The sequence below is a fragment of the Oribacterium sp. FC2011 genome (genome assembly GCF_000701645.1).
Classification (GTDB): Bacteria; Bacillota; Clostridia; order Lachnospirales; family Lachnospiraceae; genus Oribacterium.
In genome coordinates this window covers 120,199-136,272 of sequence record NZ_JNJM01000004.1, presented here as the reverse complement: position 1 = coordinate 136,272, position 16,074 = coordinate 120,199, and the positions used below count along the sequence as shown (strand labels likewise).

General features: G+C 45.2%; 10 protein-coding genes. All 10 read right to left on the bottom strand.

From position 1 onward, the window contains the following. Positions 1-1,305 carry a FliI/YscN family ATPase gene (locus T357_RS0104625; protein WP_031549240.1) on the bottom strand — a complete coding sequence of 435 codons (1,305 nt, stop codon included), beginning with the start codon at positions 1,303-1,305 and terminating at the stop codon, positions 1-3. After that, the gene (locus tag T357_RS0104620) at positions 1,305-2,213 is read right to left on the bottom strand and encodes a FliH/SctL family protein (protein WP_139297901.1); all 909 of its coding nucleotides are present in this window, start codon (positions 2,211-2,213) and stop codon (positions 1,305-1,307) included. The genes T357_RS0104625 and T357_RS0104620 overlap by 1 nt, the downstream gene beginning before the upstream one ends. Further along, positions 2,194-3,231, bottom strand: coding sequence for a flagellar motor switch protein FliG (gene fliG / locus T357_RS0104615; RefSeq protein ID WP_155991251.1), 1,038 nt, complete (start codon positions 3,229-3,231; stop codon positions 2,194-2,196). The genes T357_RS0104620 and fliG overlap by 20 nt, the downstream gene beginning before the upstream one ends. Positions 3,232-3,244: 13 nt before the next feature. Next, on the bottom strand, positions 3,245-4,978 hold the full coding sequence (gene fliF / locus T357_RS0104610; protein WP_031549235.1) for a flagellar basal-body MS-ring/collar protein FliF: 1,734 nt from the start codon (positions 4,976-4,978) through the stop codon (positions 3,245-3,247). 32 nt (positions 4,979-5,010) lie between these two features. After that, a complete protein-coding gene (fliE, locus tag T357_RS0104605) occupies positions 5,011-5,328 on the bottom strand; it encodes a flagellar hook-basal body complex protein FliE (RefSeq protein ID WP_031549233.1) in 318 nt (105 codons plus the stop codon). A gap of 529 nt (positions 5,329-5,857) precedes the next feature. After that, entirely contained in the window at positions 5,858-7,543 is a 1,686-nt protein-coding gene (locus T357_RS20000) for a methyl-accepting chemotaxis protein (protein ID WP_049962271.1), read from the bottom strand. Positions 7,544-7,818: 275 nt separating this feature from the next. Then, positions 7,819-10,011, bottom strand: a complete 2,193-nt coding sequence (gene glgX, locus T357_RS0104595) for a glycogen debranching protein GlgX (RefSeq protein WP_044916103.1) — start codon at positions 10,009-10,011, stop codon at positions 7,819-7,821. A 55-nt stretch (positions 10,012-10,066) separates the two neighbouring features. Beyond that, positions 10,067-12,394 carry a histidine-type phosphatase gene (locus T357_RS19995; RefSeq protein ID WP_049962270.1) on the bottom strand — a complete coding sequence of 776 codons (2,328 nt, stop codon included), beginning with the start codon at positions 12,392-12,394 and terminating at the stop codon, positions 10,067-10,069. A gap of 173 nt (positions 12,395-12,567) precedes the next feature. Next, positions 12,568-14,145, bottom strand: coding sequence for an AAA family ATPase (locus tag T357_RS0104585; RefSeq protein ID WP_031549224.1), 1,578 nt, complete (start codon positions 14,143-14,145; stop codon positions 12,568-12,570). 119 nt (positions 14,146-14,264) lie between these two features. Further along, the gene (locus tag T357_RS0104580) at positions 14,265-15,941 is read right to left on the bottom strand and encodes an AAA family ATPase (RefSeq protein ID WP_031549223.1); all 1,677 of its coding nucleotides are present in this window, start codon (positions 15,939-15,941) and stop codon (positions 14,265-14,267) included. Positions 15,942-16,074 lie beyond the last annotated feature (133 nt).

The following is a 16,074-nucleotide window of genomic DNA, read 5'->3' as shown; positions in this document are numbered from 1 at the left end:
TTAACCAACAATTCTTTTCATCTGTTTAAGCACATCATCATAGCTGAAAGATTCTTTTGTCCCCTGACACAAAAACTTATTGATGTCTACGTACTTGCTCACCGCCTCATCCAGTGCAGCATTGGTACCTTTTTTGTAAGCTCCTATGGAAATGAGATCTGCATTTTTCTGATAGAGTCCCAAAAGGTTTCTCATATTGGAAGCATATTTGTAATGCTCCGGTGATACGATCTCAGCCATAAGACGGCTTACGCTGGCGCCAATGTTTATGGCGGGATAATGGTTCTCCGCCGCCAGTGCTCTCGACAGAACTATATGTCCGTCAAGAATACCACGTACTGTATCGGCGATAGGTTCATTGGTATCATCTCCTTCCACAAGAACCGTATAAACGCCTGTAATGGAGCCTTTGTTAAACTGCCCCGCTCTTTCAAGAAGCCTCGGAAACTCTGCGTAGATGGATGGTGTATAACCTCTCGCTATAGGCGGTTCCCCTGTGGCGAGACCTATCTCTCGCTGTGCCATAGCGTATCTGGTTAATGAATCCATCATGAGAAGTACATCCATCCCCCTGTCACGGAAGTACTCTGCAATAGTTGTGGCAACCAGCGGGCACTTAAGTCTCAGCATCGCCGGCTGGTCTGAGGTAGCCACCACCAGCACCGAACGCTTCATACCTTCCTCCCCAAGGTCTCTCTGTGCGAATTCCAGAACCTCTCGTCCTCTCTCGCCTACGAGGGCTATGACGTTGATGTCTGTCTTGACATTCTTGGCTATCATGCCCATGAGAGTCGACTTACCTACTCCGGATCCTGCGAAGATTCCGATACGCTGACCCTTTCCGATGGTATTGAGACCATCGATGGCCTTTATACCGAAGTCCAGTCTTGAGCGTATAGGTGGTCTGTCGAGAGGATTTGTATATCCGCTGTTAACCGTATAGGTAGAAGCATTTCCGGGAAATGCGGGGCCTCCGTCCATAGGCTGCCCGAGAGCGTTAATGATACGTCCCTTAAGGAAATTCCCAACCGGAACTCTGAGTCTGTGCTTTGTGTTTCTCACGAAGCTTCCGGATGTGATACCCGATGTAGCCTCATAAGTCATAAGCTGAACTCTGTCCCCCTTAAAGCCAACCACCTCAGCAGGGATACTTTTATTCAATTCCTCATTGTGGATCATGCAGATGTCACCGACACTTGCCCTGTCGCCGGAAGCTTCGATAGCCATTCCAACGATGTTCTCGATCTTTCCTACACGACCCACTGTTTCCGACTTCCGGATTATCTCCGGGAGCTTCTCAAACATTACTCATTACCCTCTTCGTTTTGTTCCATGATATCGATACTGTTGAGATTCTCTCTGATATTGTCAATCTGTGAGGAAACTCCTATATCGATCATCTCACTTGGTGTTTCTATAACCGCATAACCCATGCTTTCCTTATCCTGGACAACGAACTTGACATTGTCCGAAATTCTTGCAAGGTCTGCAGCCACGTCCTCGTCTACCGAAAGAAGCTTTTCATAATCAAACTTATCTATGTAGATCTTGATCCACTCCGTTTTCTTCATCTTTTCAACCTCGGCTATGATCATACGCTTAATGATCTCACCGGAGGTTTCGAGGCTTATATGAATGACTTTTTCGGCAACGGCTATTGCTACATCCTTCAGCTCATCCAGGTATCTGTGAAAGCTTTCCTCTCTTTCCTCACCTATCTGAATGATTGAATGAGCTACAGCGGTCTGGTACTTTTCTATAGTCAGTTTGAAATCCGCCTCTGCCTGCTGCTGTGCTGCCCTGTGACCATCCGCCATGCCTTCCTGATGTCCGGCATTGTAACCTTCGTCATAGGCTTCTTTTTTGATCTGTTCAGCTTCCAGATTGGCCCTGTTAATGATCTTTTCCGCCCTGTCAGCCGCATCCCTCAGCATCTTACGCTGCAAGATGGCTATTTCCTCGTCCGATTTCACCTGTTCGCTCTGCTTTTCAGGCTCCGGACTAGTTACTGGCACATCCTTGTAGGTTTGATAGGCAACTTCTGTTTTTTGTTCGGGTTCCGGTTCCACCTGATTTACGATAACCTCAGGTTCCTCCTCCACTTCATCTTTATTGAAGTTTTCTATGGGAGGAACAAAGGTCTGAACACTTACATTACGGCCACCCTTGATTATGGATCGAGACGATTTCACCTTATACAATGATTTCATCATCTCCTCCTCCCTTATTGATTACAAGCTCGCCCTGTTCCTCGAGCTTACGGATAAGGTTAACGATACGCTGCTGAGCTTCCTCAACATCCTTGAGACGAACATTACTTGTAGTCTCGATATCACTTCTAACCGTTTCTGCCTGACGCTTGGACATGTTGTTGAAGAATATGGTCTTCATATCTTCGCTTGCAGTCTTCATGGCAAATACGATATCCTTTGTATCGCAATCGCGGATAAATCTCTGAACGGAACGAACATCCATAAAGAGTATATCCTCGAATACGAACATCTTGTCTCTGATGTCCTTTGAAAGATCGGGATCCGATACATCGAGTTCATCAAAGATCTTCTTTTCAGAGCTTCTGTCGATATGGTTCATGACATCAGCCACATAATCGATACCACCGAGGTTCATATTCTCATCACTGGTAATGATAGAACTGAACTTACGCTTCATTTCGCTTTCAACTATGGCAATGGCCTCCGGTGAAACTCGGTCCATGTTTGCCATGGCTGTAACTGTTGGAATGCGCTTTTCCTCGGGAAGGTTCTCAAGAACCTTGGCAGACTGCTCTGCCTCCATATAGGACATGATGAGGGCGATAACCTGTGGTCGTTCGTTTCCAAGCAGTGACAGAAGTGCCTTCGGATCACCCTTCGCAAAGAAGTTGAAGGGCTTGGAAGCCAGGGTCTTTGAAACCTTTTCGAGAAGGTTCTTGGCGGTGGATTCGCCAAAGGCCTTTTCAAGGACTACCTTTGCGTAGTCGATTCCACCGTCAGTCATCATCTTGTGAGTGAGACAAAGCTTGTAAAACTCGTCCAGGGTATCCTCTACCTCTTTGTTCGTAGTCTTTCCCAGTCTTGCTACTTCATATGTCAGCTCCTCGATATCCGCTTCACTAAGGTACTTATATAATTGTGATGCACGATCTGCTCCCAGAGATACAATGACAAGTGCTGCCTTCTGTTTACGAGTCAGCTTTCTGTTTGCAATATATTTCACAGGATCGATCGAGATAGTTTCTTCCGCTTTACTTTCTACCGGAACGGTCTTTTCTTCTGCCACTGTTTATCTCCTCTCCCTCATCATCATCGTCTTCAAGCATCCAGCTCTGGATAAGCTTTGCAACTACCTGAGGGTTGTTATCAACAAATTCTCCGATATTCTGCTTCAGGCGCATGCCATGCTGCATTGCCGCACTGGTTTCTTCCTCTGCTCCGATTTCTCTCTCCTCCTGCTTCTCGCGGCTGTTTTCTTCTGCTTCTGCCGCTGCTGCCGCCTCTGCTGCAGCTGCTGCCTCTGCCTCCGCTGCTGCCTGTGCCTCTGCCTCTGCCTCTGCCTGAGCTTTAGCTTCTGCCTCAAGTTTAAGTCTCTTCTTTTTCTTCTTACGAAGAACGAGGAGGATAATGATAAGAAGCAGCAGTACGATTCCGGCTATAGCTGCAATAAATGCAACCAGAGGAACCTTAGCCTCTTCTTCTGTTTCGCCTTCCGCTCCTTCTCCTGTTTCTTCAGTAGGTTCAGGTGCAGGAGTTGAACGAATGACAGTTATCTTATTTGCGGCCTCAAGCCTCGGAATACCTCCCGCATCTGCAACCAGATTGATGAGGTCCTTTTGCTGAACCGCGGTGTCGCTAGTCATGATAACTACAGCCACCGAAGCATCCTTGAGAGCTCCAGGCGGGATCTCTCTCTGCTCCTTAAGAACATTGAACAGCCATTCTCTTTCGTAAGCATTGTATGAATATCCGTTGATGGTTGTGTTTTCTCCATTCTGGTTCACATATCTCGGAGTGTCAGCATTGGCATCAGTGCCTACAACGCCGGCGGCTCCGTCTGCTGCCGTACCGGAATCTTCACGGTTGTACTTCTCTGTGTTGAGAAGACCTTCTCTGTTCTCAGCTGTTTCCGGCTGATCCGGAACAGTATACTCAGTATTTTCCGATATGAGCTTTGTCATATCGAGAGTACCCTTTACGGATACAGCTACATTGTCATCTCCGTAAAGCTTTCCGAGAACGTGTTTGATGTTGTTTGCTATTTCGCGCTCAACTTTACGGGTGAGATCCTGAACCAGCTTACTGGTATCTTCTTCCTCTTTATCTATGCCAACTTCTTCCATGGTTTCGGCATCAAAGACCGAAACGTTTGTGAAATTCATGCCCTTAACGGATCTTGAAATAAGATTCCGGATGGCGTTGGCGTTTGCCTTCGATAAAGTCTTCCCCTCCTTCATGGTAACAACTACCGATGCGGAGGCATCTATAGTCTCGGTGGTACTCAATGCAAACTTGTCATCCGACCCCTGAGCTATGGTTACCTTGGCATCCTGTACTCCGTCAAAGAGACGGATGGTTGCTCCCAGACGATCCTGAAGATCGTACAGGGTGTAAAGCTCTTTATCTGATTCTGTTGTCATGAGACCGGCGTTGCTTATATACATGTCATAAGCAAAACCGCTCTTCGGGTAACCCTTACTTAAAAGAGAAACTCTCGTTGCCTCTACCTTATCCGAAAGAACCCTGATGGATCCGTCGGAAGCATTGTAGGTATACTGGATCTGCTCGTCCTGCAGAAGACCTGCCACCTGTGATGCTTCTTCGGTACTCAGCCCCGTAAACAAAACACTGTATTTTGGTTTGTTATTTAAACTTAAATAAATAATTGCCACAGCAGCGGCTATCACCGTTGCTGCAATGATGCCTATAACGGCTATCTTGCTCCGTTTAGACAACTTCCCCCATTGCTCTTTAAAGTTTTCCAAAGTTCACTCCACTCTGATCCCCATCCCCGATGTTAGCTGTTCATCCTCAAAAGTTCGTTATATGAGGTTAATGCCTTATTTCGTAATGTAACCATAAGGCTCAGACTTATGGCAGCCTTAGACTCAGCTATAGGAAGCGAATGTGCATCCTCAAGCTGTCCTGTTGCAAGGAGATACTGCTTGTTCTCAACGTCTGCCTGAGTGGTCTTAACATTGTTCACAGTCTGATCCAGAACTTCCTTGAACAGTTTTGCGCCCTCAGTCTCCTCAGGTCTTTGATTACGAATGGTTCCCTTTTCAGTGAGATCCCACGGCTTCATTGGTGTGATAAATTGATCATTAATTTCCATACTCAAGGCCCTCTTAAATCTTAAAAATTGTAAATTTTACCTAATTTTTAACTAAGCAAATAGTACGCTAAATTTTATAAATAGCGTTTAGTGTGTTTCGCCCGTCCTTGGAAACTAACTTTTCATGGAGTCAATACACGGTTCCTGAGGCTGAATGCCCTAGACTTGGATCCGTCCCTCTCTAAAAGATGATCTCTGCTGCTTCCCTGCAGCAGACTATTAAATAACTTACGTAAAAAATTACTTATAATTTCTATTAAAAATTATGAGTTTTCTATTAGTATCACTATAACATGATTCAAAACAGCATGCAACAAGGAAAATATAAAAGTAGTTAAATTTCGGTGAATTAATGCTGAAATTTAAGATAATTTGCACAAAGTTTTTGTGTTGTTTTAAATTGTGCCATTAAAACAAGCAATAGATGCCGGATGAGAAAACCACCGGTAAATGCTTAAAACAGGAAAGAGCTGCCGGGTGGCAGCTCTTGTGTTTTTACTTATTATATATAAGTTCTCTATAATATTTTTTAGTAAGTGATCTTTGCAACCATATCTTTGAGAAGTGTTGCGTGATCGTTAAGCTCGTTGCTGGAAGCGGAGCTCTCTTCGGCTGTGGCGCTGTTCTGCTGTACCACCTGGGAGATCTGCTCGAGACCTGTTGTAATCTCGGAAATGGATTCGGCTTCCTTCTGCATCTCGCCGGCAATGGAAGCAACCAGTTCTTTGGACTTGATAGCATTATCCTTAACAGCATCCAGCTCATGGGCTGCGGATCCAACCATCTTGGAACCCTTATGGATAGCCTCAATTGCAGACTGGATAAGAGTTGAAGTTTCTGTTGCGGCATCTGCGGACTTACCTGCAAGATTTCTTACTTCGTCAGCTACAACCGCAAAGCCCTTGCCGGCTGCTCCCGCACGGGCTGCCTCAACAGCGGCATTAAGTGCAAGGATATTGGTCTGGAAGGCAATGTCATCGATAGCCTTGATGATATTCTCGATCTGATTGGACTTGTCTTCGATCTCCTTCATTGCATCCTGAACTTTTGCCATCTGTTCATTCTGCTCGGTAAGCTTATCGGCAACGCCTGCGGAGAAGTCTTCAACCTCATGTGCAGATCTTGCACTATCCTTAACCTTGGTATTAAGTGATCCTACAGTTGCGGAAAGCTCCTGAAGAGTAGCTGCCTGCTCTGTAGCACCCTGGCTGAGAGCCATGGATCCTGCTGCGATCTGCTCAGAACCGTTCTGAACTCTTGCGGCAACTTCATTCATATTGGCGAAGATTTCTGAAAGGTTTTCGGAAATCTTTTCGAAGCCGGTTCTGATAGGTGCTGTATCATTAACATAGATCTGAGGATTCTTAAGCTTTGCGGAGAAATCTCCGGTACTCATGGCTGTAAGCATGGTACTGAGGTCATCGATAAGGAACTGGAGCTTCATATTGACATCGGCCATGTTGCCTACCATCACACCAAGCTCATCCTTTGAAAGCTTGTCTCTGTCGATTTCGGTATCGAACTTTGCCTGTGCGATATTTTCCATAGTGGCATTGGCAAGCTTGACATTCTGGATAATCATGTTTGCAAGACTCATGAATACCACAATCACCAAAACGATTACCACAATTCCGAGGATTGCAAGCAGTACTGTTACAAATTTTTCAAATGTTTCAGACTTCTCGATGAGGTCAGCCGCCTGTTTATCTGAAAGGCTTCCTACATCTCCAAGGGCTCCTGAGAAGTTCTCGGAGGTGATGACATTAAATCCATCCTTATAATAGGTTGCCGCACCTTCCCTATCTCCCGCATCCATCATATCCAAGATCTTGTAGGAGTCGGTCTTAAGTTCATTAAATCTCGTCTGAAGAGTTGAGGTCAGCTGAGCGTCTCCCAGAGTCTTTGCGATGGAATCGATGCTGTCCTGCATATCTGCAAATCGCTCATCAAAATCCGCTCTCTGGTCGGCCACAGAATTGTTTTCGGGATCAAGCATGGTAAGGAGCAGACGTTTGTTGATTGTCTGTATATCCTTACGCATTCCCATCTGTGCTTTGGTGTTATTGTACTGTACACCTGAAAATTGCTTCATCATTCCACTCATCTTTGAGAAAGAGCCGAATGAAATTCCAACCAGTACGATGATGGCAACCGCTATGATCACTATTGTTGTGATGAATTTGTCTTTGACCTTCATGTTCCTAAATGTTTGCATCTTGTTTCCTCCTGCGCTGTCCTAAGCTATGTTGTACCCGAATATATGGAGCGTACTTGCTTTTCGGCCTTGTCACGTTCCGTACTGTTCTTACTTCCGGCAATCCTTGCCTGAGATTCAACAGTTTTTTAGTTTCTACAATTTCCTTATCGGCAAGAATATTTTTCTGATAAGTATTTGTGTGATATATTATTTATTTAATAAAACGAGGGCCGGAGCAGGAGGGCATCCCTCCTGCTCCGGCCTAATTTACTTTTACGAATGAATAGATACAATTATCCTCGCTTTTTGGCTATCATTACGACGGTCATGCGGCAGCCGAGGGTCCATTCGGCGGGGAGTCCCATGTCTTTTTCTTTGCCGGCGGGGTAGGAGCGTCCGGCGCTTTCTGTCACGAGGTGCCAGGTGAAGCCCTCGGGGATTATGGGCATGGTAAAGGTGTGTGGTTCCCAATGGGCGTTTACCATGACGTAGATATAGCTGTCTTCTTTGACCCGGAATTTCTTATGGTCTTCTGCGTACATGAAGGCGAAGGCGTGGGTTGGGGCGTTCATGTCCAGCTGCCAGGGAGTTTCCGAATGGAAGGAAAGCTCAGGGTAGCCGGTGCCGTTGTGGCCTCTGAAAAAGTCTTCGCTTCTCAAAACCGGATGGGCCTTTCTGAAGGAAATGATGTTTTTCACGAAGTTATGGAAATCATCATACTTTTCAAGTCCGGTCCAGTCGAGCCAGGTGGTCTCATTGTCCTGACAATATGCATTGTTGTTGCCGGACTGGGTGTTGCCCATCTCATCTCCGGAGAGAAGCATCGGCACACCGCGGCTAAGGAACAGAATTGTCAGCAGGTTTTCCATCTGTCTTCTTCGGCGGTTGAGGATCTCTTCGTCGTCAGTATCTCCCTCTGCTCCACTGTTCCAACTGTTGTTGTCATTGGCACCGTCAAGGTTTCCCTCGCCGTTTTGTTCGTTATGCTTTTCGTTGTAGGAAACCAGATCCCGGAGGGTGAAGCCATCATGACAGGTTATATAGTTAATGGATACAGCCGGAGTTTTGCCCGGATACATATCTTCGGATCCGGCTATCCTGTTGTAAAGCTCGGGAGCGCATTCTGCCTCTCCTTTTATGAATTTTCTTACGCAGTCTCTGTACTTTCCGTTCCACTCAGAGAACCTGTTCCAGGAGGGGAATGATCCCACCTGATAAAGTCCGCCGGCATCCCAGGCCTCCGCAATAAGCTTTGCCCTTCCGAGAACCGCATCATGAGCGAGGCTCTCAAGAATAGGGGGCGAGATCATTGGCGCCCCTTCCTGATTCCTGGTGAGGATGGATGCAAGATCGAAACGGAATCCGTCTATATGATAGGAAGCAACCCAATACCTGAGGCAATCCTTGATGAAGCTCCGGACCACAGCATTATTACAGTTCATGGTATTGCCGCAGCCGCTGAAGTTATAGTAGTGGCCGTCGGGGGTCAGGAGGTAATAGGTTCTGTTGTCTATTCCTTTATAGGAAATAACCGGACCTTTTTCATCTCCCTCGGCGGTGTGATTGAACACCACGTCAAGGATCACTTCGATTCCGTTTTTATGAAGCGTCTTGATGGTATACTTCAGCTCGTCAACCTCCAAGCCGAGGCTGCCGGAAGCAGCGTAGCCGGCCTTGGGGGAGAAGAAGTTCACGGTGGAGTAGCCCCAGTAATTGTAGAGTTGCTGACCCCTCACTGAGAAGTCGTTCTGAAGCTCGTCAAATTCAAAGATGGGCAGAAGCTCGACACAGTTAACTCCAAGCTCCTTTAAATAAGGAATCTTTTCACAGATTCCGGCATAGGTGCCCTTGTATTTTACGCCACTGGATTCATGACGGGTGAAACCTCTGACATGCATCTCGTAGATGACCAGATCCTTCTTAGGAATGTTGAGAAGTCTGTCGCCCTCCCAGTCAAAATCCTCCATTATCACACGGCCTCTGAAGCCAATGTTTCTGCCGGTTTTTTTCCGTTTTTGCCGGCGCTTTCCGTATTCTGCCTCAGGTTCCTCCTCAAGGATATTCTCAAGTCCGGTGTAGTCGGATTCGTCCAGGTACTTATGCATTTCCCCGCCCCAGACAGCTCTTCCTGACACAGCCTTAGCGTAAGGGTCCAGGAGAGGATTTTCCTTATCGAAGCATTGGCCCTTTTTTTCATCATAGGGACCGTCCATGAGATAGGCATACTCGAGGTCGTCAATGTCAAGGCCGAAAACCATCATGGTGAAAACGTCGCCTATCCGGAATTCATCGGGGAATGGGATCTTCACGAAAGGCTTCTCCGCTCCCTTGTGATACAGGAGCAGGGTGCAGCCTGTGGCCTCTGTTGAGTATATGCTGAAATTTACTGCATCATGAACTATGGACGCGCCGAAGGGGAAAACGCGGCCCGCCTTGTATTCTATGCCTTTAAGTTTTTTGGTGGGAAAACTGTCGATAGGTATCATATTTATTCCATTCTTCCTCACTCATAAGAATATATCTTGTGGATATCTGTTTCACTTAAGCCGCTGCATCCCATGTTTCCTTCGTGTATTTCTCCTGAAGCTCATCATACTGAGCCAGGGTACGGTCAAACATACTGAAAAGATCAGCTTCTGAGATCAGGCCGTCTTCATTGGTCGGCACACCCTCAAAGCTAAGGTTATATCTCATAGGAGGATTCTCCGGTGACAGAACTGCTGAATCTCTGATCTGTTCAGTGCTTCTGTAAACCAGATTGACCCTGTACCATGCCTCACCCTCCGGATCACGCCAACGCTCAAAAAGCACCTTCACGCCTATCGGTGTTTTTGTTTCAATGCTGTCCGGAAGAGTATATGGCTTCACTCCGAGAGCAGTCAAAGTCGTAAACACTGTACAGTCGTGAGCACAGAGGAAGCTGAATTTCCTCTTTTCATTCTTAAGTTCACTTTCCAGTTCCCGGACCAGTGGATTGCTAATGTTTACCGATACAAGCGGTGCACCGAATTTTATTTCTTCATATCTTGTAAGTACATTTGCTATCTCTGCCCAGTCTGATTCACTGAGTTCGTGCCCGAAGGAAGCCTTTTTGAGATCCGGTTCCTCATAGTACTGAAGAACCAGCGCATCTGCCACCTGACTTGCTGTCTTTATGGCACCTGTTATATCAGGTTCCTGACCCTCAGCCATCTTGTAGCCTGAACTGTCTTTTAAAAGATCGCCGTACTTCCCATCCTTATAGGCTTCACTGTCCTCCATATCAACGGTATCCATGATAAGCTTTATGGCATCCCTCAACTCGTCCGTAAGTCCGTCAAAGCCTGCATCACCGCCCATGGATCTGACCTGTTCCTCAGCATCGGAAGCGTACTCCTCCGAATAAAACTTAAGATTCGGTTTCATAAAGTCTTCGAGACCATTTGTGGCTGTGGGATACTCCACCTTAACGTCCGCAAGGGGAAGCATTCCTGAGGCAAAGTATCTGGCTGTTGCTCTGCAGCGCTGCTTCTCTCTTGCATTAAAACGGATCTCACCTTCTTCAGGGATACTGTTTTCCGGGATCAGTCCCTCCTGATCAAGCCACTTTCTGAAGTATTGTCCCATGTTTGTTTCCTGGATCCCGCCCTTTGTGGTGAGTTCACTGGCTTTAGCTGTCCACCTGATCCACTCGTGGGGTGTGAGCTCCTGTGGGACAGAACCATTACTTGATAAAGGAGCACGAAGGTTATGTCTGCTGAGAGCCACCACCTGTTCAAGCTTATAGCGCGCCATGGTATTCTTCATTACGCCATCGCCATAGATGGTAAGGAAATCATCCTTCATGGAGATAGTGTCAACACCCACCTTCTCATAGGACTCTTTCTTTTCCTTAGCAATGTCAGATTCTCCATATTCTCTTACAGGATCATCAGCGAGTATCATATAAGCCTCGCTTCTGTATGGATTGTTCGAGATGGTGTAAACCGCCATGGCGAGATCTCCGGAGGAATTGCCGAATGCAAGCACCGGCTGCTGCCCGATCTCTCTCACGATGGCGTCCACCTTACTGGTCTTGGCATTTTCACCATAGTAGTTACCGTCAAACACTATCTTGTCTTCAGATGTGAAAGTATAATCAGTATCCTCAGCATCTCCCTGATTGGTTGCGGTGTAACCATACTCTGTGCCTATAACCTGTGCCGGTGGGATGTCCAGAGTATCGGCGACAATCTGACGCACGATGTTCCGCTCCGTGGCAGTGACTACATAGACTTTGAAATCATTATCCTGAAGCTCCTTAAAAAGCTCCACCATGGGCTTGTACCAGGCCTCGCCTCTCGTCATGCCCGTGAAGCCCCAGGCTTCACTTGACTTGAAGTTTTCAACAACCTCAGCAAGTTCCTCCATAGTCATTCCCTTGTAAGCTTTGGCTGCTGCTTCTGCCTGTCTGGTACTCATGCCATCCGGTTTTTTCCTGCCTGTAGCTTCCATGATCTCATGGGCAACACTCAGGACCTCTTCAGACATGTCATCCGAATGGCTCAGTGCATAATCTGCGAAAACCATATACTCAAAGCAGAAAGGATCGGTTTCACACATCAGTGTTCCGTCCAGATCGAAAACCGCTATACGATCCTTAACGGGGATGTAATCTGATGAAGCTTCATCCGTCACTGCACCTATGTAATCATTGATCTTTTTCGCAGCCTGAGAGTCTTTGGTCCAGTAATCCTTGATGAAAACTTTCTCAACCTCCGATCCGGAGGCCAAGGCGCTTTGATCCGTCTCTTCAGCTACGGCAAAATTCAATGACACCGGATAAGCGATCAGCGACAAAGCGATGGCCGGGGCCAATAGTTTACGAAGCTTATTACCTATTACCTTCATTGTCTATACTCCTTGTATTTTCTTAATGGATCTTTTTTTGTCGATGGGTGTCATGGATCAGGGTGGTTCTTTTTACCATATATCCACATAAATAAAAAAGCCGAAAATATCCATGCGTACATAGATATCTTCGACTTTAAAAATAATTGTATAATCCTTGTATGGAAAAGAAATTAATCTTTCACCAACTGTTCTATCTTACAGGTATGCTCCTTAGTATGCTCATCATAATTGATTCCCACCAGAAGAACCTTTCCGGTATATCTTTCCATGGAGTCAAAATACTTCTTATCCTTTACCTGCTGAAGGGCGCTCTCCGAGGATTTGTTGTGTTTCAGCTCTATCACCATGGCCGGAAGCTTCTTGTTAAGCGGAATATAAACTACATCAGCAAAGCCCTTGCCGGTTGTCATTTCTTTCCTGACATCATATTCATTAAGTGCATAAATGAAGGCAAGATAAATTGCACTCTGGAACACGTCCTCGTTATTGTAGCTTCTGTTTGATGCCACATGAATGTGGGAGATGTCCAATGCCTTTGCCACGGCCTCTCCATCCCCCTGAAGAGTTTTCTTCAAAAGTTCTTTCGAGTTCTTGATGATCTCATCCGTCACTTTATAATCATGACTTACGGCGATAGCATTGAACCACTCCTGACGCACTTCACGATTTGGGATGCGACAGGTTTGTTCTTCATCATCATATGCAAGATACCCTAAGTGGATCAGATATGTGAACATATCGTCCTTTGTGGCAAAGTCGTTCATGGTATTGAGATAGCTTGTTACATTGACATCAACTTCTTCGCCGGCAAGCATCCTTATGATATCGTCTTTGGTTCCTGCAAAATTTTGTTCTATACGATCTGCGATAACCTTGTAAGATGATGTCTTCCCCCAATATCCTCCAAATTTATGCATCTTCATAGACTTTATGACTGATTCAGGACTGTAAATATCCCATCCATCCACAACATAACCGTCATACCAGTTGCGGCACTCGTCAAAATCCATGTTGTACTCTGCGCAGAGATTTTTCACCTCTTCCCCAGTAAATCCCATGAACTCCGAAAACCTGCCGGCACCAAGTATAGTATACTCATCAAAGTTATTGAGTTTACTCTGTATCTTGTCTCTCACAACCGGAAGGATACCTGTGAGATATGCCATGGATATGGCCGGACGCAGGGTATTACTCTTGAAAAGACCATTCAGGAAGCTCAGGTACTCATCAAAAAGCTTCTGTGGTACCTGTTCACGAACCAAAACATCATATTCATCGATGAGGATGATGAAAGTGTCTCCCGTTTTAGAATAAATCTTTAGTATTGCTTCCGCCAAGGAATCCGTTTCTTCAATTGAAATCTCAGGATATGTGGTCTTAATCTCGTCTTTTACCTTTTCCTGAATGCCTCCTATCAGATTCACTTTATCCTTAGTGTTCTGATATTCACTATTTAAATCGAGCTGGATAACATTATATTTATTGAGAAACTTCTCGAAATCAGGATCTTTTGAAACCTTTAAGCCATCAAACAACTTTTTTGAGTCACACCCTCTCGAATAGTAGGCTGCTATCATGTTCTGAGCTATAGTTTTCCCGAACCTCCTGGGCCTGGCCATACATATGAGATTGTTATCTGCATCGATCAGACGATTAGTCACCTTAAGAAGCATGGACTTATCTACATAAATCTCTGCCGATGACGCCCGCCTGAACATTTCATTTCCCGGATTCAAATAAATTCCCATAATCCATCTCCCCAGCAACATGAATCTGTTGTTTAATTCAATAATTCTGGTTTTAGTCTAGCATAAAAAAAGAAAAAGGTCACTTAACCCGGAGTTGACCGGTAAGTGACCTTTTTTGATTACACTCTTTCAATATCACATGTGTGATGCTTAAATTCACCACTTGTATTCTTAGCATCCCTGTTGTAGTTTATCCCCACAAGAAGGATATTTCCCTTATAGGCTTCCAGTCTGTCCGGATACTCCTGCCGTTTGATCTGAGCGATGGCACCATCCACATCCTTTTCGTATTTCAACTCAATTATAAGAACCGGCTTGTCTGCATACTGCGGGCGTGGAATATATACCCTGTCAGCATACCCTTTCCCCGCATCCAGTTCAGGAAGCATGGTGTAATACTTTTCTGCCGCATAATATGCATAAAGAATAGCGTAGCTGAGTGCCGCTTCGTCATTGTAGGTTTTATTATCCGCTCTGTTATGGGCTTTTTCCAGAAACTCTGCTACCTTATCGCTGTCCTCTGCCCATGTTGCTTTTACAAGCTCCAATGAAGTTCTGAAGGAGGCAAATGCATCTACCCACTCAGCATCTTTTGTAGAAGACTTGAACTCGTCCATTATTTCGCGGTTAGGTATGAATACCTCACTTTTTTCATCATCAAAGCCAAGGTATCCTAGATGAATCAGAAGCGACAGCACATCATCACGTCCGGTGAATGTGGTCATATCGTTCTGGTATGTTGATGTATCAATCTTAAGTCGGCCACCATCCATGAGAAGAGCTATGGCATCTTTCAGGCCATCAAGATTTTTTCCAATATACTCAGCCAAAGCTTCATAGCTTTCCGTTTTATTCCAATAATCCTTAATGATTCCTGTAGTTGTTGCTTCAACTACAGATAAAGGACTATAAAGATAATATTTCACAGACTCCGGACGTTTTCCAGTAGCTCTCTGCTCTCTATGATCGGGGTCCGGAGGAATGATGTCACTAACCACATATCCATCATACCAGGCTTTCATACTATCGTAGTCACGGCCATACCTGACAGCCAGCTCCTTAACCTCATTCTCTGTAAAACCGGTGTATGGTGCCAGCTCTCTCGGAAACATCATAGAGTATTCTGTAAACATATTAAGAGCAGAATGCTTACCGTATTTCTTGATGGGCAATATTCCGGTCATATATGAAAGAGCAACATGAACATTATCTTTCATAAGGTCGCGAAGAAAATCCAAATACTCTTTATGCTCCTCTTTTTCTTCCTTTCGCTCTCTAAAAAAAGCATCCCACTCATCAATAACGATGACTACCTGTCTGTCAATTTCTGAATAGACATCGTCCAATGTCTGAATAAGGTCGTCATCGCTCAAATAATCTATGTCGGGATACTCCTTTTTGTAATCTCTGATCACAAGGCGCTGCATGTTCTCCAGAGCTTTTCTTATGGTAACATCCTTCTTCAGAAACTTTGTCATCACTATCCTGATAACATCAAACTTCCCCAAATACTCATCCCAGGATAATGTCCTTGTCCCATTCTTTACAGGCTTGCTTTTAGAAATCAACCTTGATTCAAAAAGCTCCCTGCTGTCTGCCTCCCTGTCATAATAGGCACATATCATATCAGCAGCCATTGATTTTCCAAACCTTCGTGGTCTCGAAACGCTGACATATTTCTTCTTGGTCTTCAAAACTGAATTCAGGTACAATATCATTTCGGTTTTATCAATGAATATTTCTGAATTCACTGCTTCTTCATATAATTCTTTTCCCGGATTCAAGTAAATGCCCATACCACATCTCCCAAGCTACATGAATCTGTCTTTAGATCCAAAAATTCTAGCTTTAGTCTAGCATAAAAAAGAAAAAAGGTCACTTGACCCGGGGTTGATAGATCTACCAATTTTCTCTTGACAGAGCAACAAC

Excerpts from the sequence above, each read along its gene's own strand:
- T357_RS0104625 (WP_031549240.1), bottom strand. The coding sequence starts at position 1,305 with ATGTTTGAGAAGCTCCCGGAGATAATCCGGAAGTCGGAAACAGTGGGT.
- T357_RS0104620 (WP_139297901.1), bottom strand. The coding sequence starts at position 2,213 with ATGATGAAATCATTGTATAAGGTGAAATCGTCTCGATCCATAATCAAG.
- fliE (WP_031549233.1), bottom strand. The coding sequence starts at position 5,328 with ATGGAAATTAATGATCAATTTATCACACCAATGAAGCCGTGGGATCTC.
- T357_RS20000 (WP_049962271.1), bottom strand. The coding sequence starts at position 7,543 with ATGCAAACATTTAGGAACATGAAGGTCAAAGACAAATTCATCACAACA.
- glgX (WP_044916103.1), bottom strand. The coding sequence starts at position 10,011 with ATGATACCTATCGACAGTTTTCCCACCAAAAAACTTAAAGGCATAGAA.
- T357_RS19995 (WP_049962270.1), bottom strand. The coding sequence starts at position 12,394 with ATGAAGGTAATAGGTAATAAGCTTCGTAAACTATTGGCCCCGGCCATC.
- T357_RS0104585 (WP_031549224.1), bottom strand. The coding sequence starts at position 14,145 with ATGGGAATTTATTTGAATCCGGGAAATGAAATGTTCAGGCGGGCGTCA.
- T357_RS0104580 (WP_031549223.1), bottom strand. The coding sequence starts at position 15,941 with ATGGGCATTTACTTGAATCCGGGAAAAGAATTATATGAAGAAGCAGTG.